Consider the following 21,834-nt stretch of genomic DNA (forward strand, 5'->3'; position numbering starts at 1 on the left):
AGGGTGCTCCCGAAAGGACATGTCCCGGCCGGGACACGGTGGTGCCCCGCAGGGCGATGGAAGGCGGGTCTCAGGAGGAGCCGGAGGGTGCCGGACCCGTGCTCGCCCGTACCGTCAGCTCCGGTGCGATCAGCACGACGTCGTCCGTGCCGCGGCCGTCGAGCTTGGCGACCAGGTACTCCACGGCGTACCGGCCCATCTCCTGCGCGGGGATGGCCACGGACGTCAGCCGCACCGAGGCCTGCACGGCCACCTGCTCCGGGCAGACCGCCACCACGGACACGTCCTCGGGGACGGCCCGGCCCTGCTGGCGCAGCAGGGCGAGCATCGGCTCGACCGCCGACTCGTTCTGCACGACGAAGCCCGTCGTGCCCGGGCGTTCGTCGAGGATGCGGGCGAGGGTGACGGCCGTCGCGTCGTACCCGCCCTCGCACGGCCGGTGCAGCAGCCGTACGCCCAGCTCCTGGGCGCGCGACCGCAGTCCGTCGAGGGTGCGCTCGGCGAAGCCGGTGTGCCGCTCGTAGACCGCGGGCGCCTCGCCGATGACAGCGATGTCGCGGTGCCCGAGCATCGCGAGATGTTCCACGCACAGGGCGCCCGTCGCCCGGAAGTCCAGGTCCACACAGGTGAGACCGGACGTGTCGGCGGGCAGCCCGATCAGGACCGACGGCTGGTCGGTGCCGCGCAGCAACGGCAGCCGCTCGTCGTCGAGTTCGACGTCCATCAGGATCATCGCGTCGGCGAGCCCGCTGCCGGTCACCCGGCGCACGGCGTTCGGACCCTCCTCGCCGGTCAGCAGCAGGACGTCGTACCCGTGCGTGCGGGCCGTCGTGGCCACCGCGATGGCGATCTCCATCATCACCGGCACGTACATGTCGGTGCGCAGCGGGACCATCAGCGCGATGATGTTCGACCTGCTGCTGGCCAGCGCCCGCGCGCCCGCGTTCGGGTGGTAGCCCAGTTCGCGGATGCTCTGCTCGACCCGCTGCCGGGTGGTCGTGGAGATGGACCGCTTGCCACTGAGGACATAGCTCACCGTGCTCGCCGAGACTCCGGCGTGCTGGGCGACCTCGGCGAGGGTGACCATCCAGCTCTCCCAGCGGTGTGAAGCGCTTCGACACTGCGCATGACGTACAGGGGTGGGTGTGAGGGTGGTTCGACACTAGCTCTGGCAGGGGCAGGTGTCCAGAGTCCGTCGAAGCGCTTCGACAGCTTTTCTTCCGCGGAGGACGCCGGTGCCGTGGGGGTCTGCACGAACCGTCTCCCGGTAAGGGCTTCCGGCGCAACACCGCGGAGCGCACCGCCGGGCATCTCTTCGGCCGAACGGCTGCACGCGGGGTGGTGGGGGCGCCCGGGATCGGGTACATACGATCGGGTAGCACCCGTCGGTAACCATAACGGCCCAAGATCCCGATTCGCGGCGAGGTGAGCCTCATGTCCGCCAGTCCCTCCGAGTCCGCTGGACGCCCCACCGTCTCCGAACGTGAGGCCCGTCAGGTGGCGGAGGCCGCCAGGGAACAGGAATGGCGCAAGCCCAGCTTCGCCAAGGAACTGTTCCTCGGCCGCTTCCGGCTCGACCTGGTCCACCCCCACCCCACCCCCTCCACCGAGGCAGCCCAGCGCGGCGAGGAGTTCCTCGCCAAACTCCGCGACTTCTGCGAGACGAAGGTCGACGGCGCGCTGATCGAGCGCGAGGGCCGCATCCCCGACGAGGTCATCAACGGCCTCAAGGAGCTCGGCGCCCTCGGCATGAAGATCGACACCAAGTACGGCGGCCTCGGCCTGACCCAGGTCTACTACAACAAGGCCCTGGCACTGGTCGGTTCCGCCAGCCCGGCCATCGGCGTCCTGCTCTCCGCCCATCAGTCGATCGGCGTACCCCAGCCGCTCAAGCTGTTCGGCACCGACGAGCAGCGGGAGCGGTACCTGCCGCGGTGCGCCCGCACCGACATCAGCGCCTTCCTCCTCACCGAGCCCGATGTCGGCTCCGACCCGGCCCGGCTCGCCACGTCCGCCGTACCCGAGGGGGACGACTACGTCCTCGACGGGGTGAAGCTGTGGACCACCAACGGCGTCGTCGCCGACCTGCTGGTCGTCATGGCCCGCGTGCCGAAGAGCGAGGGACACAAGGGCGGCATCACCGCCTTCGTCGTCGAGACCAACTCGCCCGGCGTCACCGTCGAGAACCGCAACGCCTTCATGGGCCTGCGCGGCATCGAGAACGGCGTCACCCGCTTCCACCAGGTCCGCGTCCCCGCCGCCAACCGCATCGGCCCCGAGGGCGCAGGCCTCAAGATCGCGCTGACCACCCTCAACACCGGCCGCCTCTCCCTGCCCGCGTCCTGCGTCGGCGCAGGCAAGTGGTGCCTGAAGATCGCGCGCGAGTGGTCGGCGGCCCGCGAGCAGTGGGGCAAGCCGATCGCCCAGCACGAGGCCGTCGGCGCGAAGATCTCCTTCATCGCGGCGACCACCTTCGCGCTGGAGGCCGTGCTCGACCTCTCCTCGCAGATGGCCGACGAGAACCGCAACGACATCCGCATCGAGGGCGCGCTCGCCAAGCTGTTCGCCTCCGAGATGGGCTGGCGGATCGCGGACGAGCTGGTCCAGATCCGCGGCGGCCGCGGTTTCGAGACCGCCGAGTCCCTCGCGGCGCGCGGCGAACGCGCCGTCCCCGCCGAACAGGTCCTGCGCGACCTGCGCATCAACCGCATCTTCGAGGGCTCGACGGAGATCATGCACCTCCTCATCGCCCGCGAGGCCGTCGACGCCCACCTCTCCGTCGCCGGCGACCTGATCGACCCCGACAAGTCCCTCCAGGACAAGGCCAAGGCGGGCGCCAACGCCGGCGTCTTCTACGCCAAGTGGCTGCCCAAGCTCGTCGCCGGACCCGGACAACTCCCCGTCTCCTACGGCGAGTTCAAGCACGAGGTCGACCTCTCGCCGCATCTGCGCTACGTCGAGCGGCACGCCCGCAAGCTCGCCCGCTCCACCTTCTACGCCATGTCCCGCTGGCAGGGGAAGATGGAGACCAAGCAGGGCTTCCTCGGCCGGATCGTCGACATCGGCGCCGAACTGTTCGCGATGAGCGCCGCCTGCGTCCGCGCCGAACTCCTGCGCAGCCAGGGCGACCACGGCCGCGAGGCCTACCAGCTCGCCGACGCCTTCTGCCGTCAGGCCCGCATCCGCGTCGAGGAACTCTTCGACCGTCTGTGGACCAACACCGACGACGTCGACCGCACCGTGGTCAAGGGCGTCATGTCCGGCACCTACGCATGGCTGGAGGAAGGCGTCGTCGACCCCTCCGGCGACGGCCCGTGGATCGCCGAGGCGGCCCCCGGACCGTCGAAGAAGGACAACGTCCACCGGCCGATTCGCTGACCGGCAGGGAACAGCGCGTCCCCCAGGACCCCCCGTGCGGGGGACGAAGGGGACGCGCTGTCCTCACACACCGTCCTTACGGCCACAATGGAGGGATGAGCGACAGTCCAGCACTCCGAGGGCGCGGCCCGGAGAACCCGTCCGCCCCGCGACGCCCGGCACGCGCCCTCGCCGACCCGCACCTCGTCTACGACCCCGTGACCGGCAGCGGTCCCAAGGACGTGGTGATCCTCGGCTCCACCGGATCGATCGGCACCCAGGCCATCGACCTCGTGCTGCGCAACCCCGACCGCTTCCGGGTCACCGGCCTCTCCGCGAACGGCGGTCGCGTCACCCTCCTCGCCGAACAGGCACACCGGCTGCGGGCCCGGACCGTGGCGGTCGCCCGCGAGGACGTCGTACCGCAGCTGCGCGAGGCGCTGACGAGCCGCTACGGCGCAGGGGAGCCGCTCCCCGAGATCCTGGCCGGCCCGGACGCGGCCACCCAGCTCGCCGGCTCCGCCTGCCACACCGTGCTGAACGGCATCACCGGCTCCATCGGCCTCGCGCCCACCCTCGCCGCCCTGAAGGCGGGCCGCACCCTCGCGCTCGCCAACAAGGAGTCGCTCATCGTCGGCGGCCCGTTGGTCAAGGCGCTCGCCGAGCCCGGGCAGATCATCCCGGTCGACTCCGAGCACGCGGCCCTCTTCCAGGCGCTCGCGGCGGGCACCCGGGCCGATGTGCGCAAGCTCGTGGTGACCGCCTCCGGCGGCCCCTTCCGCGGCCGGACGAAGACCCAGCTGGCGGACGTGACGGTCGAGGACGCCCTCGCGCACCCCACCTGGGCCATGGGCCCGGTGATCACGATCAACTCCGCGACCCTCGTCAACAAGGGGCTGGAGGTCATCGAGGCACACCTCCTCTACGACATTCCCTTCAGTCGCATTGAGGTGGTCGTGCACCCTCAGTCGTATGTCCACTCGATGATTGAGTTCACGGACGGATCGACGATCGCCCAGGCGACGCCCCCCGACATGCGCGGGCCCATCGCCATCGGGCTCGGCTGGCCCGAGCGCGTCCCGGACGCGGCGCCGGCCTTCGACTGGAGCAAGGCCTCGACGTGGGAGTTCTTCCCGCTCGACAACGACGCGTTCCCCTCGGTGAACCTCGCCCGGCACGTGGGTGAGCTCGCGGGCACCGCCCCGGCGGTGTTCAATGCGGCGAACGAGGAGTGCGTGGAGGCGTTCCGCACCGGCGAGCTGCCCTTCAACGGGATCATGGAGACGGTGACCCGGGTCGTGGAGGAGCACGGCACGCCGGTCACGGGAACCTCGCTCACGGTGTCGGACGTCCTCGAAGCGGAGACCTGGGCACGGGCCCGGGCCCGGGAACTGACAGCGCAGACGGCGACCGCGGAGGCGCGTGCATGACGAGCTTGATGATGATCCTCGGCATAGTCGTCTTCGCGTTCGGCCTGCTGGTCTCGATCGCGTGGCACGAGCTGGGGCACCTGTCCACCGCGAAGCTCTTCGGTATCCGCGTGCCCCAGTACATGGTCGGCTTCGGCCCGACCATCTGGTCGCGCAAGAAGGGCGAGACCGAGTACGGGATCAAGGCCGTCCCGTTCGGCGGCTACATCCGCATGATCGGCATGTTCCCGCCCGGCCCGGACGGACAGCTCACGGCCCGCTCCACCTCGCCCTGGCGCGGCATGATCGAGGACGCCCGCTCCGCGGCCTTCGAGGAGCTCAAGCCCGGCGACGAGACCCGCCTCTTCTACACCCGTGCCCCTTGGAAACGGGTCATCGTGATGTTCGCGGGCCCGTTCATGAACCTCATCCTCGCGGTCGCGCTGTTCCTGACCGTCCTGATGGGCTTCGGCATCTCCCAGCAGACCACCACGGTCAGCTCGGTGTCCCAGTGCGTGATCGCCCAGAGCGAGAACCGCGACACCTGCAAGAAGGGCGACCCGGCCTCCCCGGCCGCCGCCGCGGGCCTCAAGCCCGGCGACAAGATCGTCTCCTTCGGCGGGGTGCGCACCACGGACTGGAACAAGCTCTCCGACCTCATCCGGCGGAGCCCCGGCAAGAACGTGCCCATCGTCGTCGACCGCAAGGGCCAGGAGGTCACCCTCCACGCCACCATCGCCACCAACCAGGTCGCCAGGAAGGACTCCAGCGGCCAGATCGTCCAGGGCAAGTACGTCAGCGCCGGCTTCCTCGGCTTCAGCGCCGCCACCGGCATCGTCAGGCAGGACTTCGGCCAGTCGGTGACCTGGATGGGCGACCGCGTCGGCGAGGCCGTCGACTCCATCGCGGCCCTGCCCGCCAAGATCCCCGGCCTGTGGGACGCCGCCTTCGGCGACGGCAAGCGCGCCCCCGACTCCCCGATGGGCGTGGTCGGCGCGGCCCGCGTCGGCGGCGAGATCTTCACCCTGGACATCCCGGCCACCCAGCAGCTGGCGATGTTCGTCATGCTGGTCGCGGGCTTCAACCTCTCCCTGTTCCTGTTCAACATGCTCCCGCTGCTGCCCCTCGACGGCGGGCACATCGCGGGCGCCCTGTGGGAGTCGCTGCGGCGGAACCTGGCCCGCGTGCTGCGGCGCCCGGACCCGGGCCCCTTCGACGTGGCGAAGCTGATGCCGGTCGCCTACGTGGTCGCGGGAATCTTCGTCTGCTTCACCCTCCTGGTGCTGGTGGCGGACGTCGTCAACCCGGTGAAAATCACCTAGTCACCCGCAGTTCACGGCGGCCCGGCACCCTCGGTTCCGGGCCGCCTGCCGTGGGGCGGGGCGAGCGGGGACGGAGGTGACCGCGCCGAGCGTGTTCGCGGTGGGGGAGTGCTCGGGCCCCGCTCCGGTGCCGTAATCTCGAAGCCTGGAGCCCGTTGTTCCGGGACCGGATCCTGATCCACGACTTGGGGTTGCACAGCAGATGACTGCGATTTCTCTCGGCATGCCGTCCGTTCCGACCAAGATCGCCGAACGGCGCAAGAGCCGGCAGATCCAGGTCGGGTCCGTGGCGGTGGGCGGAGACGCCCCCGTGTCGGTGCAGTCGATGACCACGACCCGTACGTCCGACATCGGCGCGACCCTCCAGCAGATCGCCGAACTGACCGCGTCCGGCTGCCAGATCGTGCGCGTGGCGTGCCCCACGCAGGACGACGCGGACGCGCTGGCCACCATCGCGCGCAAGTCGCAGATCCCCGTCATCGCCGACATCCACTTCCAGCCGAAGTACGTCTTCGCGGCCATCGAGGCCGGCTGCGCCGCGGTCCGGGTCAACCCGGGCAACATCAAGCAGTTCGACGACAAGGTCAAGGAGATCGCCAAGGCCGCCAAGGACCACGGCACCCCGATCCGCATCGGCGTCAACGCCGGCTCCCTCGACCGGCGACTGCTGCAGAAGTACGGCAAGGCCACCCCCGAGGCCCTCGTCGAGTCCGCCCTGTGGGAGGCCTCCCTCTTCGAGGAGCACGACTTCCGGGACATCAAGATCTCGGTCAAGCACAACGACCCGGTCGTGATGATCGAGGCCTACCGCCAGCTCGCCGCCCAGTGCGACTACCCCCTGCACCTGGGCGTGACCGAGGCCGGTCCCGCCTTCCAGGGCACGATCAAGTCGGCCGTCGCCTTCGGCGCGCTCCTCTCGCAGGGCATCGGCGACACGATCCGCGTCTCGCTGTCCGCCCCGCCGGTGGAGGAGGTCAAGGTCGGCAACCAGATCCTGGAGTCGCTGAACCTCAAGCAGCGCGGCCTGGAGATCGTCTCCTGCCCGTCCTGCGGCCGCGCCCAGGTCGACGTCTACAAGCTCGCCGAAGAGGTCACCGCCGGCCTCACCGGCATGGAGGTCCCCCTCCGCGTCGCCGTCATGGGCTGCGTCGTCAACGGCCCCGGCGAGGCCCGCGAGGCCGACCTCGGCGTCGCCTCCGGCAACGGCAAGGGCCAGATCTTCGTCAAGGGCGAGGTCATCAAGACCGTCCCCGAGTCCAAGATCGTGGAGACGCTGATCGAGGAAGCGATGAAGATCGCCGAGCAGATGCAGGACGAGGGCGTCGCCTCGGGCGAGCCGTCGGTGTCGGTGGCGGGCTGAGGAATTCTGTAGGCCAGGGGACTTCTTCGAGCGCCGGTCCGCCCGTCTCAGCCCGTCCGGCGTTTGAGGACGAGGCCGTTCAGCCCGAAGCGGGGGCCCGGGGGGCGGCAGCCCCCCGGACACGGCACCCTCAACACCGCACGCCTCAAGGCCAACGGCCACCACCGCAGGGCAGCACCGCCCAGCTTCCGCAGGTACAGTGCGGTAGATCAGCAGAACCTCAGGGTGAGGGCCCGCACGTGTTGACGCAGACCACCTCACGGGTGCTCGAACCGAGCGACCTGGACGCCGCGCTCGCCGTCCTCGACCGCGAGCCGGTCGCGAACGCCTTCGTGACCTCCCGGGTCCAGGTCGCGGGCCTCGACCCCTGGCGGCTCGGCGGCGAGATGTGGGGCTACTACGAGGACGGCATGCTGACGTCCCTGTGCTACGCCGGAGCCAATCTGGTCCCGATCTGCGCGACCCCGCGGGCCGTCCGCGCCTTCGCCGACCGCGCCCGGCGTGCGGGCCGCCGCTGCTCCTCCATCGTCGGCCCCGCCGAGGCCACCACCCAGCTCTGGCGCCTGCTCGAACCCAGCTGGGGCCCGGCCCGCGAGGTCCGCTCCCACCAGCCGCTCATGGTCACCGACCGCATGCCCGACGACATCGCGCCGGACCCGTACGTCCGTCGCATCCGCAAGGACGAGATGGAGACGATCATGCCGGCCTGCGTGGCGATGTTCACCGAGGAGGTCGGCGTCTCCCCGCTGGCCGGTGACGGCGGCCTGCTCTACCAGGCCCGGGTCGCCGAACTCGTCGGCTCCGGCCGCTCCTTCGCCCGCCTCGACGAGAACGGCAAGGTCGTCTTCAAGGCGGAGATCGGCGCGGCGACGCCCCACGCCTGCCAGATCCAGGGTGTGTGGGTCGCCCCCGAGTACCGGGGGAGGGGCATAGCGGCACCGGGCATGGCGGCGGTCCTGCGCTACGCGCTGGCGGACGTGGCCCCGGTGGTCAGCCTGTACGTGAACGACTTCAACACACCGGCCAGGAGAACCTACCGGAGGGTGGGCTTCCAGGAGGTCGGCGCTTTCATGAGCATCCTGTTCTAGCCGCCGTTCACAGGGCCGCGCTGACCCCCGTACGAGACCTGTAGTCTCCCCGGCATGCTGCACTTTCCCGGTCACGGTCATCGCCACCAGCCCGAGGACGTCGTGATCGGCCCCCTCGATCTGTCCGCGCGGGTCGACGAGGCGCTCGCCGTGCAGGCCGTGGCCTTCGGACTGGGCGCCGACGAGGTCGCCGTGCGCCGGCAGATCGTGCTGCGGCACATGACCTACCCGGGGGCCCGCGCGCTCGGCGCCACCCTCCCCGACGACCGCCTGGTCGGCTTCGTCTACGGCATGCCCAACGACCGCACCCACTGGTGGTCGACGATCGTGGAGCCGTACCTGCGCGCGCACGGCCGCGAGGAGTGGCTCGACGACTCCTTCGTGATCACCGAGCTGCACGTCCACCCAGGTCACCAGAACCGTGGCGTCGGCCGCTCGCTCATCACGACCATCACCGACGGCGCCGCCGAACCCCGCTCGATCCTCTCCGCGATCGACACCGACAGCCCGGCCCGCGGCCTCTACCACTCCCTCGGCTACCAGGACCTGGCCCGCCAGGTCCTCTTCCCGAGCGCCCCCAAGCCGTACGCCGTAATGGGCGCCCCCCTGCCCCTCCGCCGCCGTTAACCGATTTCCGCCCGCCCGGCAAGCCCGGCTAACCTCCTAGGGGGTGCCTGACACATTCCCGCCTGCCGCGCGGCGTCTGGCACGCACGCTCGCGGCGTTGCCGAATCGTCCACGTGGCTCCGCCACGCGGGCGCTCCGGCGCCTTGCGATCGCACGCACCAGACGCTGCGCGGCCCGCCCTCCGGGCGGACGACGGGAATGTGTCAGGCACCCCCAGCCATCACCCTTTCCCGGCAGGAGTACGAGAACCATGGCCAACGCACCGGTCCAGCGCATGTCCCAGTTGATGGCGAAGACGCTGCGCGACGACCCGGCGGACGCCGAGGTCCTCAGCCACAAGCTTCTCGTCCGCGCCGGCTACGTCCGACGGACGGCGGCCGGCATCTGGTCGTGGCTGCCCCTCGGCAAGAAGGTCCTCGCCAACGTCGAGCGCATCGTCCGTGAGGAGATGGACGCGATCGGTGCCCAGGAGGTGCTGCTGCCCGCCCTCCTGCCGCGGGAGCCGTACGACGCCACGGGCCGCTGGGACGAGTACGGCCAGGAGCTGTTCCGGCTGAAGGACCGCAAGGGCGGCGACTACCTGCTCGGCCCGACCCACGAGGAGATCTTCACCCTGCTGGTGAAGGACCAGGCGTCCTCCTACAAGGACCTGCCGGTCATCCTCTACCAGATCCAGCACAAGTACCGTGACGAGGCCCGTCCGCGGGCCGGCATCCTGCGCGGCCGCGAGTTCCTGATGAAGGACTCCTACTCCTTCGACCTCGACGACGAGGGCCTCGGCCGGTCCTACGCCCTGCACCGCGAGGCCTACCAGCGGATCTTCGACCGCCTCGGCCTCGACTACCGCATCTGCGCCGCCACCGCCGGCGCGATGGGCGGCTCGAAGTCCGAGGAGTTCCTCGCCCCGGCCGGCGCCGGCGAGGACACCTTCGCCGACTGCCCCCACTGCGACTTCGCGGCCAACACCGAGGCGATCACGTACGAGCTCAAGCCGGTGGACGCCGCGGGCGTGCCCGCGCTCGAGGAGATCCCGACCCCGGACACCCCGACCATCGAGACCCTCGCCGCCCACCTCGGCGTCGAGGCCTCCGCCACGCTCAAGAACCTCCTGGTGAAGGTCGACGGCGAGATCGTCGCCGTGGGCGTGCCGGGCGACCGCGAGGTCGACCTGGGCAAGGTCGAGGCGCACTTCGCCCCTGCCGTCGTCGAGATGGTCACCGAGGCCGACTTCGCCGGCCGCCCGGACCTGGTGCGCGGCTACGTCGGCCCGCAGGGCCGGGGCGAGAAGGTCAAGTACATCGCCGACCCGCGCGTGGCCCCCGGCACCGCCTGGATCACCGGCGCCAACAAGGAGCACACGCACGCGAAGAACGTCGTCGCGGGCCGTGACTTCGAGGTCGACGAGTACGTCGACGTCGTGGTCGTGCAGGACGGCGACCCGTGCCCCAAGTGCGGCACCGGCCTCAAGCTGGACCGCGCCATCGAGATCGGCCACATCTTCCAGCTCGGCCGCAAGTACGCCGACGCCCTCAAGCTCGACGTCCTCGGCCAGAACGGCAAGCCGGTCCGCGTCACCATGGGCTCCTACGGCATCGGCGTCTCCCGTGCCGTCGCAGCCCTCGCCGAGCAGACCGCCGACGAGCAGGGCCTGTGCTGGCCGGCCGAGGTCGCCCCGGCCGACGTGCACGTCGTCGCGGCCGGCAAGGCCCTGCAGACCGAGCTGGCGCTGGAGGTCTCGGAGAAGCTGCGGGCCGCGGGCCTGCGCGTCCTGGTCGACGACCGGGCCGGCGTCTCGCCGGGCGTGAAGTTCACCGACTCGGAGCTGATCGGCGTACCGAAGATCCTGGTCGCCGGACGCCGGGCCGCCGACGGTGTGCTGGAGCTGAAGGACCGCAGGACCGGCGAGCGCGAGGAGCTGACGGTGGACGAGGCGATCGCCCGCCTCAGCGCGTAAAGGAACTCCTTGTAAAGGAACTCCTCAGAAACGTCTCGGGGCGCCTAAAGGCACCTCACAGGGTTCTCTGAGGTCCGTGCCCGACCTTGGTGCGTGACAGCACGTCACCAGGGAGGGAACGGCCATGACGAACAGGGAACGAGGTGCCGTCGCCGCGGTCCGCAGAGGGGCCCGGCGCACGGCGGCGACAGCGACGGCCGTCACACTGGCGGCCGTCGCCGGAACGTTCGCGCTGATCGGCACCCTGCACACGGACAGCAGTGCCGTGTCCTCGACGACGAGCAGCAGCACCGGATCGAGCGCGTCCGGGAACAGCGGCACGGGCTCGTCCTCCTCCTCAGGCGGCCTCACCGCGCCCAACGGCAGCGGCTCCGCCGACTCCACCTCGGGGGCGTCGTGATGAGCGGCGCCCGCCACCCCCGCACCACGGCCGCCACCGAATGGCGCGCCCTCGGCACCACGGTCCGCCTGGTCGTCACCGACCCGGCCCTGCTGGACTCCTGCAACCTGCTCCTCGCCCGGCATCTCGCCGACGTCGACGCCGCCTGCAGCCGCTTCCGCGCCGACTCCGAACTCGCCGCCCTCGACACGAGCGAGGGCCGCCCGGTCCGGGTGAGCCCGCTGCTCGCCGAAGCCGTCGAGGTCGCCCTGCGCGCGGCCCGGACGACCGACAGCGCCGTCGACCCGACGGTCGGCTCCGCGATGGACGCGATCGGCTACGACCGCGACTTCACCCTCGTCCAGGAGGACGACCGCCCGGTGCGGCTCACCGTGCGGCGCGTCCCCGGCTGGCGCACGGTCCGCCTCGACCGCGCGACGGGCACCGTCACCGTCCCGACGGGCGTCCGCCTCGACCTCGGAGCCACGGCGAAGGCCTGGGCCGCCGACAAGGCGGCGGCGATCCTCGCGGCGACGGGCGGCTGCGGAGTCCTCGTGAGCCTCGGCGGCGACACGGCCGTCGCCGGCAAGCCACCGGCGGACGGCTGGCAGATCCGCGTCCAGGACGTCACCGGCCCGGTCGACGACAGCCCCGGCGACGGCCCGTACGCCACGGTCGGCCTGCACAGCGGCGGCCTCGCCACGTCGGGCACGGCCGCCCGCACCTGGCGCCGCGGCGGTCGGACCCTCCACCACATCGTCGACCCCGGCACCGGCCTGCCGGCCCGCACACCGTGGCGCACGGTCTCGGTGGCCGCTCCCACCTGCGCCGAGGCCAACGCGGCGACGACGGCGGCCCTGGTGAAGGGCGCGGGAGCGGAGCGCTGGCTGACGGGGAGGGGCCTGCCGGCACGTCTGGTGAGCCGGGAAGGGCTGGTCGTCACCACTCCGGGCTGGCCCATCACCCCCACGGGCGCGAGGCCGCAGGGGAAAGCGGCATGACCTCCGCAACGCTCTGGTACGCCAACCGGGCCACCGGCGCCGTCTGCCTGATCCTCTTCACGGTCGTCGTACTCCTCGGCATCGCCGTCCGCCTGCGCGGCAGACTCCCCGGCCTGCCCCGCTTCGGCACCGTCACCCTCCACCGCACCCTCTCCCTGTCCGCGACGGCCTTCCTGGCCCTGCACATCGCGCTCGCGGTGCTGGACACCTACGTCGACATCACCCCCACCGACGTCCTCGTCCCCTTCGTCTCCGCCTATCAGCCCCTCTGGCTCGGCCTCGGCACGGTGGCCCTCGACCTGATGCTCGCCGTCCTGTTCACCAGCCTGCTGCGGGAACGCATCGGCCACCGCACCTGGCGGGCGCTGCACTGGCTCGCCTACGCCGCCTGGCCCGTCGCCCTGGTCCACGGCATCGGCATCGGCACGGACACCGGCACCGACTGGATGACCTGGCTGACGGTCTCCTGTGTGGCCGCCGTCGCCGCCGCCGGAGGCGTCCGCCTGGCCCACTGGGCCCGCGCCGCCCGCCGCACCCCCGCAGCCGTCCTCCGCACGGCCGAAGGAGCCCGCCCGTGACCGCCACCCACGCCGACCTGTACATGCCGCCGCGCCTGCTCGCCCCCGGCGGCACCCCGGCCGACCTGCCCGCGCACGAGCAGCGGTACGGCCCCCTGCCGTACGGCGATCCGGCCGCGCTGCTGACCACCGTCACCGCTTCCGGGCTGACCGGCCGCGGCGGAGCCGCCTTCCCCGTGCACCGCAAGCTCGCCGCGGTCGCCGAGGCCGCGCGCCGCACCGGACGGGCCGCGGTGATCGTCGCCAACGGCGCCGAGGGCGAGCCGGCCAGCCGCAAGGACCGGACGCTGCTCGCCCTGTCGCCGCACCTCGTCCTGGACGGCGTCCAGGTGGCGGCGCAGGCGGTCGGCGCCGGGAAGGCGTACCTCGCGGTCGAGGAGGGCGCGTCCTTCCTGGAGGCGGCCGTCGCCCACCGCGCGGACCCGGTCCCCGTCACGGTCGTACGGCTGCCCGGGCGGTTCCTGTCCGGGCAGACCTCGGCGCTCGCCCGGTTCGTCGGTGGGGGCCCGGCGCTGCCCGGGTACCAGAACCCGCCGGTCCGGGTGGAGGGCGTGCACCGGGCCCCCACCCTGGTGCAGAACGTGGAGACGCTGGCCCACCTCGCCCTCGTCGCCCGCTACGGCGCGCGGTGGTTCCGCACGGCCGGCACCGCCGCCCAGCCGGGCAGCGCGCTGTGCACGGTGCACGTGCCGGGTCACCGGCCGCACGTCGTCGAGGCCCCGTTCGGCACGCCCCTGCACCGCCTCCTACCCGTGGACGGGATGTCCGCCGTCCTCCTCGGCGGCTACCACGGCACCTGGGTCCCGGCGGCCGAGGCGGCCGGACTCCCGCTGGACGCCTCGACGATGGGCGCCGGCGTCCTGGCGGCCCTGCCCGCCGAGCGCTGCGGCCTCGTGGAAACGGCCCGGGTCCTGCGCTATCTGGCCCTGCAGTCGGCCGGTCAGTGCGGCCCCTGCCTCAACGGGCTGCCGCGTATCGCCGGCGCCTTCCGGACCCTGGCCGCGCCCGGCCGCCACGGCACCGCCCGCACCGACGTCGCCCGCTGGGCCGGCCTGGTCGAGGGCCGCGCGCCTGCCACCACCCGGACGGCACGATCCGCCTGGTGCGCAGCGCGATGACGACGTTCGCGGCCGAACTCGACGCTCACGCACGGGGCTTGTGCACCGCGACCGACCGCACACCCGTCCTCCCCGTCCCCCAGGAGGCCTGAGATGGACCGGAGCATCGACATCGACTGGACGTCCTGCCGGGGCCACGGCCTGTGCGCGGAACTCCTGCCCGAGCACATCACCCCGGACGAGTGGGGCTACCCGCTCGTCGCCGGTACCCCGCTCCCGGCCCGCACCGTGAAACGGGCCCGCAGAGCAGCGGCGGACTGTCCGGTCCTGGCGTTGAAAGTGACGATCGCGAAACGGAAACCGCACCCCCGGAGCTGATCCGGCCTAAAGCCACCCGGCGAATTCGAGCAGCAGCTCCGCGTCCTTCGGCCGCCCCACCCGAAGGGCCCGCACCCCCGACTCCACGGCCCGGAACAGCGTCCACCCCCGCAACCGCTCCTGGTCCACCTCCAGCGACTCCGCGAGCCGCTTCACCCGCCGCCGGGTCGTCGCCGCCCCCGACGGCGAGGCGATCAGGTCCTCGACCCGGTCCCGCACGAGCCGCGCCAGGTCGAACGCGCACTCGCCCACCACCGGATCGGGCCCGACGGCCAGCCACGGCATCCGCTCACCCGCGAGCACCTTGCTCTGCCGGAACGTCCCGTGCAGCAGCCGCCGCTCGGGCGGCGCCGCCAGCAGCTCCGCGCGCGCCGTCAGCGCCGCGTCCACCAGCGGCACGACCTCCGCGCCCGCACTCGCCCGCATGGCCGCCGCCTGCCGCTCCGTCCGCTCGGCGACGCTCTCGAAGGCGTGGTCGGCCGGCGGCTCCACCCACAGCCGCCGCAAGGTCCCCGCCGCCTCCAGCAGCGCCTTCGCCTCGGGCAGGGACCGCACCGACACATCGGGATGCAGCCGTTCCAGCAGCAGCACGCCCTCGTGCGAGGTCTCCTCGACGAGCTGCACGGCACCCGAGCCGCCCCAGCGCGCCAACGCCGCCCGCTCCGCCTCCGGCCGGAACCGCGGCGGCGCCAGCTTGAGCACGGCGGGACTGCCGTCGGTGCGCCGCACCAGCACCACCAGGCTGCTGCGGCCGCCGGGCACCTGCACCCGCTCCACGGTCAACTCGCGTAGTGCGACGGCCCGTTGCGCCGCCGCGGGCAGCGTCTCCAGCCAGTCGTCACCGTCCGGTGCCGTCTCGCCGAGCGCCCTCACCAGGCGCTGCGGCGGTTCGAATGCCATGCGCGAGTCGTTCCCTTCGCTGCCGGTCAAGCCGAGGGCGTCGGCGAGGCGGACGGCGTGGCCGCCCGCTCCGCGAGCCCAGGGAAGGCTACGCTCTCCCCGCTCCAGCGCACGGCCCGCACCGCCGCCTCCCGCAGGGCCCGCGCCGCCGCGTCGCGCCGCGAGCCGCCGGTGGCCCGCACGACGTCGGAGTACACGTCGGCCACCCGGTCCTCCAGTTCGGCGGCCAGCCGCACGGCCGCGGCCGGGTCCGCCACCGGGAACGGCAGCGCGTACCCGGCCGCCGCGGCCACCGGCGTGCCGCCGAGGTCCCGGATGTCACGCACCAGCGCGTCGCGCCGGGCGCGGTGGGCGTCGTACGCCGCCCTGGCCTCCGTACGACGGCTCTCGCCGATCCGGCCGCCGACGACGCCGTAGCCGTACACGGCGGCGTGCTCGGCGGCCAGCGCCGCCTGCAGGGCCTTCAGGGTCTGCTGCTGGCTCACCGGGCCCCCTCCGTCAGCAGATAGGCGTGCACCGCGCCGGCCGCCGCGACCGAGGCCATCAGCCGCGCCAGTTCGCCGGGCACCTCCAGCAGGGCGGCCGTCCGCCGGTCGGAGAGGGCCCGCTCGGCGTCGGCGAGGCCGGTGAGGGCGTCCTTCTCGTCGGCCGGCGCGGGAGTCGAGGCGGAGGGGGAGGGGGAGTGCGGCGCCGTGGGGGAAGCACTCCGCGTGGCCTTGCGCACTCCGCCGAAAGCCTCCGTGTGCCGTACCACCTCCGCCCGCAACGGCGCCAGGTGCTCCGCCAGCCCCGGGAACGCGGCGAGCGCGGCGTCGTAGCGCTCCACCAGCCCCGCGCTGTCCCGCGCCGCACGCGCGCGTGCCTTCTCGACGACCGACGGGCTGCCGCCGGTGCTTCCGGAGTCCTGGGAGCCGCCCGAGCAGCCCGCCAGCAGGGCGGCGCCGGCGGCCGAGGCGAGCAGGGATCTTCTGCGCGTCCCCGAGGGGATGCGCGACGGTGGGGGGTACGGCACGGCTGACGTCCTCGGGGGGCTCGTACGAACACACGGGCGGGAGACCGGCCCGCCGTGATCACGGTACCCGCGTCCCCGCCCGGTGCCGCTCATCGGCACCGCCCGTACGCACTGGACGGCAACACCCCTTGCGACCGGATACCCTTTGACCAGACACGCGACCCATCCCACAACAGCACACGCGGCCGAGGAGTCACCCGGATGAGCACCACCCAGAGCGAGAGGCTGCGAGAGCTCCTGGAACCGCTCGTCACCTCCCAGGGCCTGGATCTCGAAGAGATCGCGGTGGACTCCGTCGGACGCAAGCGGGTGCTGCGCGTCGTCGTCGACTCCGACACCGGGGCGGACCTGGACCAGATCGCCGATGTGAGCCGCGCGCTCTCGGCGAAGCTCGACGAGACGGACGCGATGGGCGAGGGGGAGTACACCCTCGAGGTCGGCACCCCGGGCGCGGAGCGCCTGCTGAAGGAACACCGCCACTACCTGCGCGCCGTCGGCCGCCTGGTGAAGTTCCAGCTCGCCGAGGGCGGCGACGTGGTGGCCCGGATCCTGACGGTGGACGACGAGGGCCTCGACGTCGAGGTGCCCGGGGTCAAGGGCCGCAAGGCCACCGCCCGCAGACTCGCCTTCCAGGACGTCGAGAAGGCGCGCGTGCAGGTCGAGTTCAGCCGCAAGGACGACAAGAAGGAAGAGGAGGCGTAGCCGTGGACATCGACATGAGTGCCCTGCGGGGCTTGGTTCGGGAGAAGGAGATCTCCTTCGACCTGTTGGTCGAGGCGATCGAGTCGGCCCTCCTCATCGCCTACCACCGCACCGAGGGGAGCCACCGCCACGCGCGCGTGAAGCTCGACCGTGAGACCGGTCACGTGGTCGTGTGGGCGAAGGAAGACCCCGAGGACCTCGAGGAGGGGCAGGAGCCCCGCGAGTTCGACGACACCCCGTCCGACTTCGGCCGTATCGCCGCCACCACCGCCAAGCAGGTCATCCTGCAGCGGCTGCGCGACGCCGAGGACGACGCGACGCTCGGCGAGTACGCCGGCCGCGAGGGCGACATCGTCACCGGTGTGGTCCAGCAGGGCCGCGACCCGAAGAACGTGCTCGTGGACATCGGCAAGCTGGAGGCCATCCTGCCGGTGCAGGAGCAGGTGCCGGGCGAGACGTACCCGCACGGCATGCGCCTGCGCTCGTACGTCGTCCGGGTGGCGAAGGGCGTCCGCGGCCCGTCCGTGACCCTGTCCCGCACCCACCCCAACCTGGTGAAGAAGCTCTTCGCTCTGGAAGTGCCGGAGATCGCCGACGGGTCGGTCGAGATCGCCGCGATCGCCCGTGAGGCCGGTCACCGCACCAAGATCGCCGTACGGTCCACCCGTTCGGGCCTGAACGCCAAGGGCGCCTGCATCGGCCCCATGGGCGGACGTGTGCGCAACGTCATGGGCGAGCTGAACGGCGAGAAGATCGATATCGTCGACTGGTCGGACGACCCGGCCGAGATGGTCGCGAACGCGCTCTCGCCGGCCCGGGTCTCCAAGGTGGAGGTCGTCGACCTCGCCGCCCGCTCCGCGCGCGTGACGGTGCCGGACTACCAGCTGTCGCTGGCGATCGGCAAGGAGGGCCAGAACGCCCGCCTCGCCGCCCGCCTGACCGGCTGGCGGATCGACATCCGCCCCGACACGGAGCAGACCGGGGAATAGATCCAAGCCGCACGGCGCTTGGATCACGACAACAACCGTTCGATTCCTCACCCAGAGGGGTGAGGTCGGTACGGGGAGGTAGACTTAACAGTGTCTGGCCGGACGCCCGCCCGAGCATGCCCTGAACGCACCTGCGTGGGCTGCAGGGAACGAGCGGTCAAGCCGGACCTGTTGCGGATCGTGGCGATCAAGGACGAGTGTGTCCCTGATCCACGCGGTACGCTGCCCGGCCGGGGTGCGTATGTACACCCCGCGCTGGTCTGTCTCGACCAGGCGGTACGCCGCCGGGCGTTCACGCGGGCGTTGCGCGCCCCGGGAGCGCTCGACACAAAGGCGTTGCGCCACTACGTCGAACAGTCAGAGAGTTGCTGAGCAGGCAACACCGTAAGGAGAGTCGTACGGAACCCCCGTGCGGCCCTGGTACCCCGCGAGTTGGAAGTAGGTCGAGATTGCGATGAGCACTCGATGAGCACGCGATGAGTACGCCCATGAAGTAGCGACGGTCCGGACGCACCCGGACCTAAAAGGAGCGAAGTGGCTAAGGTCCGGGTATACGAACTCGCCAAGGAGTTCGGGGTTGAGAGCAAGGTCGTCATGGCCAAGCTCCAGGAACTCGGTGAATTCGTCCGTTCGGCGTCTTCGACCATCGAAGCGCCCGTAGTCCGCAAACTGACGGACGCCCTCCAGCAGGGCAACGGAGGCGGCAAGTCCGCCCCCGCACGCAAGGCCGCCCCGGCTCGTCCGGCGGCCCCCTCTCCCGCGCAGGCCGCCCGTCCGGCCGCCCCGCGCCCGCCGGCCCCCAAGCCGGCCGCCGCCGAGAAGCCCACGGCTCCCGCCGCGCCGGCCGCTCCCGGCCCCCGTCCCACCCCGGGCCCGAAGCCCGCGCCGCGGCCCGCCCCGGCGTCCCCGGCTCCGACGACGCCCGAGTTCACGGCCCCGCCGTCGGCTCCCGCCGCTCCGGCCCAGGGTTCCGGTTCCGGTTCCGGCCCCCGTCCGGGTGCTCCCCGTCCGGCCGGTCAGGCCGCACGTCCGGGCGCCCCGCGTCCGGGTGGCCCCGGCCAGGGCCGCGGTGACCGCGGCGACCGTCCCGGTGCCCCGCGTCCGGGTGGCCAGGCGCCGCGTCCCGGCGCCCGTCCGGCCGGTCCCCGTCCGGGCAACAACCCCTTCACCTCCGGCGGCTCCACCGGCATGGCGCGTCCGCAGACGCCCCGTCCGGGCGGCGCCCCGCGTCCCGGCGGCCCCGGTGGCGCCGGTGCTCCCGGCGGCGCTCCGCGTCCGCAGGGCCAGGGCGGTCCCCGTCCCCAGGGCGCGGCGGGCGGTCCCCGTCCGCAGGCTCCGGGCGGCGCCCGTCCCACTCCGGGCGGCATGCCCCGTCCGCAGGGCGGTCCGCGTCCCGGCGGCGGCCCCGGCGGCCCGCGTCCCAACCCCGGCATGATGCCGCAGCGTCCCGCTGCCGGCCCCCGCCCCGGTGGCGGCGGTCCCGGTGGTCGTGGTCCCGGCGGCGGCGGTCGTCCCGGTGGTGGCGGCGGCGGTCGTCCGGGTGGCGGCGGCTTCGCCGGTCGTCCGGGTGGCGGTGGCGGCGGCTTCGCCGGTCGTCCCGGCGGTCCCGGTGCGGGTGGCGGCGGTTTCGCCGGCCGTCCCGGTGGTCCCGGTGCGGGTGGCGGTGGCCGTCCCGGCTTCGGCGGTCGTCCCGGTGGTCCGGGCGGTCGTGGTGGCACGCAGGGCGCCTTCGGCCGTCCCGGCGGTCCCGCGCGCCGTGGCCGCAAGTCGAAGCGGCAGAGGCGCCAGGAGTACGAGGCCATGCAGGCCCCGTCGGTCGGCGGCGTGATGCTGCCTCGCGGCAACGGCGAGTCCATTCGCCTGTCGCGCGGTGCCTCGCTCACCGACTTCGCGGAGAAGATCAACGCCAACCCGGCGTCGCTCGTCGCGGTCATGATGAACCTCGGCGAGATGGTCACGGCCACGCAGTCCGTCTCCGACGAGACCCTGCAGCTCCTCGCCGACGAGATGAACTACACGGTTCAGATCGTCAGCCCCGAGGAGGAGGACCGCGAGCTGCTCGAGTCCTTCGACATCGAGTTCGGCGAGGACGAGGGCGACGAGGAGGACCTGGTGGTCCGCCCGCCGGTCGTCACCGTCATGGGTCACGTCGACCACGGTAAGACCCGGCTCCTCGACGCCATCCGCAAGACGAACGTCATCGCGGGCGAGGCCGGCGGCATCACCCAGCACATCGGTGCCTACCAGGTCGCGACCCAGGTCAACGACGAAGAGCGCAAGATCACCTTCATCGACACCCCGGGTCACGAGGCGTTCACCGCCATGCGTGCCCGCGGTGCGAAGTCGACCGACATCGCGATCCTGGTCGTCGCGGCCAACGACGGCGTCATGCCGCAGACGGTCGAGGCGCTCAACCACGCCAAGGCGGCCGACGTCCCGATCGTCGTCGCGGTCAACAAGATCGACGTCGAGGGCGCCGACCCGACCAAGGTGCGCGGTCAGCTCACCGAGTACGGGCTGGTGGCCGAGGAGTACGGCGGCGACACGATGTTCGTCGACATCTCCGCCAAGCAGGGTCTGCACATCGACTCCCTGCTGGAGGCCGTGATCCTGACGGCCGACGCCTCGCTCGACCTGCGGGCCAACCCGCACCAGGACGCGCAGGGCATCAGCATCGAGTCCCGCCTCGACCGCGGCCGCGGTGCCGTGGCGACGGTCCTCGTCCAGCGAGGCACGCTGCGGGTCGGCGACACGATGGTGGTGGGCGACGCCTACGGCCGCGTGCGCGCCATGCTCGACGACAACGGCAACAACGTCGCCGAGGCCGGACCCGCGACGCCGGTCCAGGTCCTGGGCCTGACCAACGTCCCGGGTGCGGGCGACAACTTCCTGGTGGTGGACGAGGACCGTACGGCCCGTCAGATCGCCGAGAAGCGCGCCGCCCGTGAGCGCAACGCCGCGTTCGCCAAGCGCACGCGCCGTGTCTCCCTCGAGGACCTGGACAAGGTGCTCAAGGCCGGTGAGGTCCAGCAGCTCAACCTCATCATCAAGGGTGACGCTTCCGGTTCCGTCGAGGCGCTCGAGTCGTCCCTGCTCCAGCTGGACGTCGGCGAAGAGGTCGACATCCGCGTCCTGCACCGCGGCGTCGGTGCGGTCACGGAGTCGGACATCGACCTGGCGATGGGTTCCGACGCCATCGTGATCGGCTTCAACGTCCGTGCGGCCGGCCGCGCGGCGCAGATGGCCGAGCGCGAGGGCGTGGACGTCCGGTACTACTCGGTCATCTACCAGGCGATCGAGGAGATCGAGGCGGCCCTGAAGGGCATGCTCAAGCCGGAGTACGAGGAGGTCGAGCTCGGCACGGCGGAGATCCGCGAGGTCTTCCGTTCGTCCAAGCTGGGCAACATCGCGGGTGTGCTCATCCGCTCCGGCGAGGTCCGCCGCAACACCAAGGCGCGCCTCATCCGCGACGGCAAGGTCATCGCGGAGAACCTCAACATCGAGGGTCTGCGTCGCTTCAAGGACGACGTCACCGAGATCCGCGAAGGGTTCGAGGGCGGTATCAACCTCGGCAACTTCAACGACATCAAGGTCGACGACGTCATCGCGACGTACGAGATGCGCGAGAAGCCGCGCGTCTGATCCAGCACGCGATCGGGGCCGGTCGGCGGGGAAGTTCCCTCACGGAATTTCCGTCGATCGGCCCCGGCCGTTGCGTGT

General features: G+C 72.1%; 20 protein-coding genes. 16 read left to right on the forward strand and 4 right to left on the reverse strand.

Annotated elements, in window-relative coordinates:
• Positions 1–70: 70 nt before the first annotated feature.
• On the reverse strand, positions 71–1,087 hold the full coding sequence (locus tag LN251_RS22425) for a LacI family DNA-binding transcriptional regulator (RefSeq protein ID WP_458245941.1): 1,017 nt from the start codon (positions 1,085–1,087) through the stop codon (positions 71–73).
• Between the two features lie 347 nt (positions 1,088–1,434).
• On the opposite strand from LN251_RS22425, the gene LN251_RS22430 reads away from it, so the two are divergent.
• The 12 genes from LN251_RS22430 (at position 1,435) to LN251_RS22485 (ending at position 14,511) form a co-directional block, all read left to right on the forward strand.
• A complete protein-coding gene (locus LN251_RS22430) occupies positions 1,435–3,378 on the forward strand; it encodes an acyl-CoA dehydrogenase family protein (protein ID WP_458245942.1) in 1,944 nt (647 codons plus the stop codon).
• 95 nt (positions 3,379–3,473) lie between these two features.
• Complete coding sequence (dxr, locus tag LN251_RS22435) at positions 3,474–4,787, forward strand: 1-deoxy-D-xylulose-5-phosphate reductoisomerase (protein ID WP_458245943.1); 1,314 nt, start codon at positions 3,474–3,476, stop codon at positions 4,785–4,787.
• Between the two features lie 8 nt (positions 4,788–4,795).
• Positions 4,796–6,088, forward strand: a complete 1,293-nt coding sequence (locus LN251_RS22440) for a M50 family metallopeptidase (protein WP_458246774.1) — start codon at positions 4,796–4,798, stop codon at positions 6,086–6,088.
• A 202-nt stretch (positions 6,089–6,290) separates the two neighbouring features.
• On the forward strand, positions 6,291–7,448 hold the full coding sequence (ispG, locus tag LN251_RS22445) for a flavodoxin-dependent (E)-4-hydroxy-3-methylbut-2-enyl-diphosphate synthase (RefSeq protein ID WP_058922670.1): 1,158 nt from the start codon (positions 6,291–6,293) through the stop codon (positions 7,446–7,448).
• A 239-nt stretch (positions 7,449–7,687) separates the two neighbouring features.
• Positions 7,688–8,536: a GNAT family N-acetyltransferase gene (locus LN251_RS22450; RefSeq protein ID WP_458245944.1), complete on the forward strand. Its 849-nt coding sequence runs from the start codon at positions 7,688–7,690 to the stop codon at positions 8,534–8,536.
• A 54-nt stretch (positions 8,537–8,590) separates the two neighbouring features.
• Positions 8,591–9,163 (forward strand): GNAT family N-acetyltransferase, encoded by a 573-nt coding sequence (locus tag LN251_RS22455; RefSeq protein ID WP_458245945.1) that lies wholly within the window; start codon positions 8,591–8,593, stop codon positions 9,161–9,163.
• A gap of 250 nt (positions 9,164–9,413) precedes the next feature.
• A complete protein-coding gene (locus tag LN251_RS22460) occupies positions 9,414–11,117 on the forward strand; it encodes a proline--tRNA ligase (RefSeq protein ID WP_458245946.1) in 1,704 nt (567 codons plus the stop codon).
• 124 nt (positions 11,118–11,241) lie between these two features.
• Entirely contained in the window at positions 11,242–11,517 is a 276-nt protein-coding gene (locus LN251_RS22465) for a hypothetical protein (protein ID WP_458245947.1), read from the forward strand.
• Positions 11,517–12,497, forward strand: a complete 981-nt coding sequence (locus LN251_RS22470) for an FAD:protein FMN transferase (protein WP_458245948.1) — start codon at positions 11,517–11,519, stop codon at positions 12,495–12,497. Before LN251_RS22465 ends, LN251_RS22470 begins: the two co-directional genes overlap by 1 nt.
• A complete protein-coding gene (locus tag LN251_RS22475; protein ID WP_458245949.1) occupies positions 12,494–13,075 on the forward strand; it encodes a ferric reductase-like transmembrane domain-containing protein in 582 nt (193 codons plus the stop codon). The genes LN251_RS22470 and LN251_RS22475 overlap by 4 nt, the downstream gene beginning before the upstream one ends.
• Entirely contained in the window at positions 13,072–14,193 is a 1,122-nt protein-coding gene (locus LN251_RS22480; protein WP_458245950.1) for an NADH-ubiquinone oxidoreductase-F iron-sulfur binding region domain-containing protein, read from the forward strand. Before LN251_RS22475 ends, LN251_RS22480 begins: the two co-directional genes overlap by 4 nt.
• 93 nt (positions 14,194–14,286) lie before the next feature.
• A complete protein-coding gene (locus LN251_RS22485; RefSeq protein ID WP_458245951.1) occupies positions 14,287–14,511 on the forward strand; it encodes a ferredoxin in 225 nt (74 codons plus the stop codon).
• A 6-nt stretch (positions 14,512–14,517) separates the two neighbouring features.
• Here the strand turns inward: LN251_RS22485 and LN251_RS22490 are convergent, their stop codons facing one another.
• The 3 genes from LN251_RS22490 to LN251_RS22500 are packed head-to-tail and all read right to left on the reverse strand — an operon-like array spanning position 14,518 to position 16,423.
• Positions 14,518–15,411 (reverse strand): aminoglycoside phosphotransferase family protein, encoded by an 894-nt coding sequence (locus LN251_RS22490; RefSeq protein WP_458245952.1) that lies wholly within the window; start codon positions 15,409–15,411, stop codon positions 14,518–14,520.
• Between the two features lie 26 nt (positions 15,412–15,437).
• Positions 15,438–15,896 (reverse strand): ferritin-like domain-containing protein, encoded by a 459-nt coding sequence (locus tag LN251_RS22495; RefSeq protein ID WP_458245953.1) that lies wholly within the window; start codon positions 15,894–15,896, stop codon positions 15,438–15,440.
• Complete coding sequence (locus LN251_RS22500) at positions 15,893–16,423, reverse strand: hypothetical protein (protein ID WP_458245954.1); 531 nt, start codon at positions 16,421–16,423, stop codon at positions 15,893–15,895. Before LN251_RS22500 ends, LN251_RS22495 begins: the two co-directional genes overlap by 4 nt.
• 201 nt (positions 16,424–16,624) lie before the next feature.
• Here LN251_RS22500 and rimP point away from each other — a divergent pair, with 201 nt between their 5' ends.
• From rimP to infB, 4 genes are all read left to right on the forward strand, one after another.
• A complete protein-coding gene (rimP, locus tag LN251_RS22505) occupies positions 16,625–17,125 on the forward strand; it encodes a ribosome maturation factor RimP (RefSeq protein WP_058922658.1) in 501 nt (166 codons plus the stop codon).
• A 2-nt stretch (positions 17,126–17,127) separates the two neighbouring features.
• Positions 17,128–18,114 carry a transcription termination factor NusA gene (gene nusA, locus LN251_RS22510; RefSeq protein WP_058922657.1) on the forward strand — a complete coding sequence of 329 codons (987 nt, stop codon included), beginning with the start codon at positions 17,128–17,130 and terminating at the stop codon, positions 18,112–18,114.
• Positions 18,115–18,204: 90 nt separating this feature from the next.
• On the forward strand, positions 18,205–18,486 hold the full coding sequence (locus LN251_RS22515; RefSeq protein ID WP_458245955.1) for a YlxR family protein: 282 nt from the start codon (positions 18,205–18,207) through the stop codon (positions 18,484–18,486).
• Between the two features lie 162 nt (positions 18,487–18,648).
• Positions 18,649–21,756, forward strand: coding sequence for a translation initiation factor IF-2 (gene infB / locus LN251_RS22520; protein ID WP_458245956.1), 3,108 nt, complete (start codon positions 18,649–18,651; stop codon positions 21,754–21,756).
• Positions 21,757–21,834 lie beyond the last annotated feature (78 nt).

Source organism: Streptomyces sp. MAI_2237, from assembly GCF_054189285.1.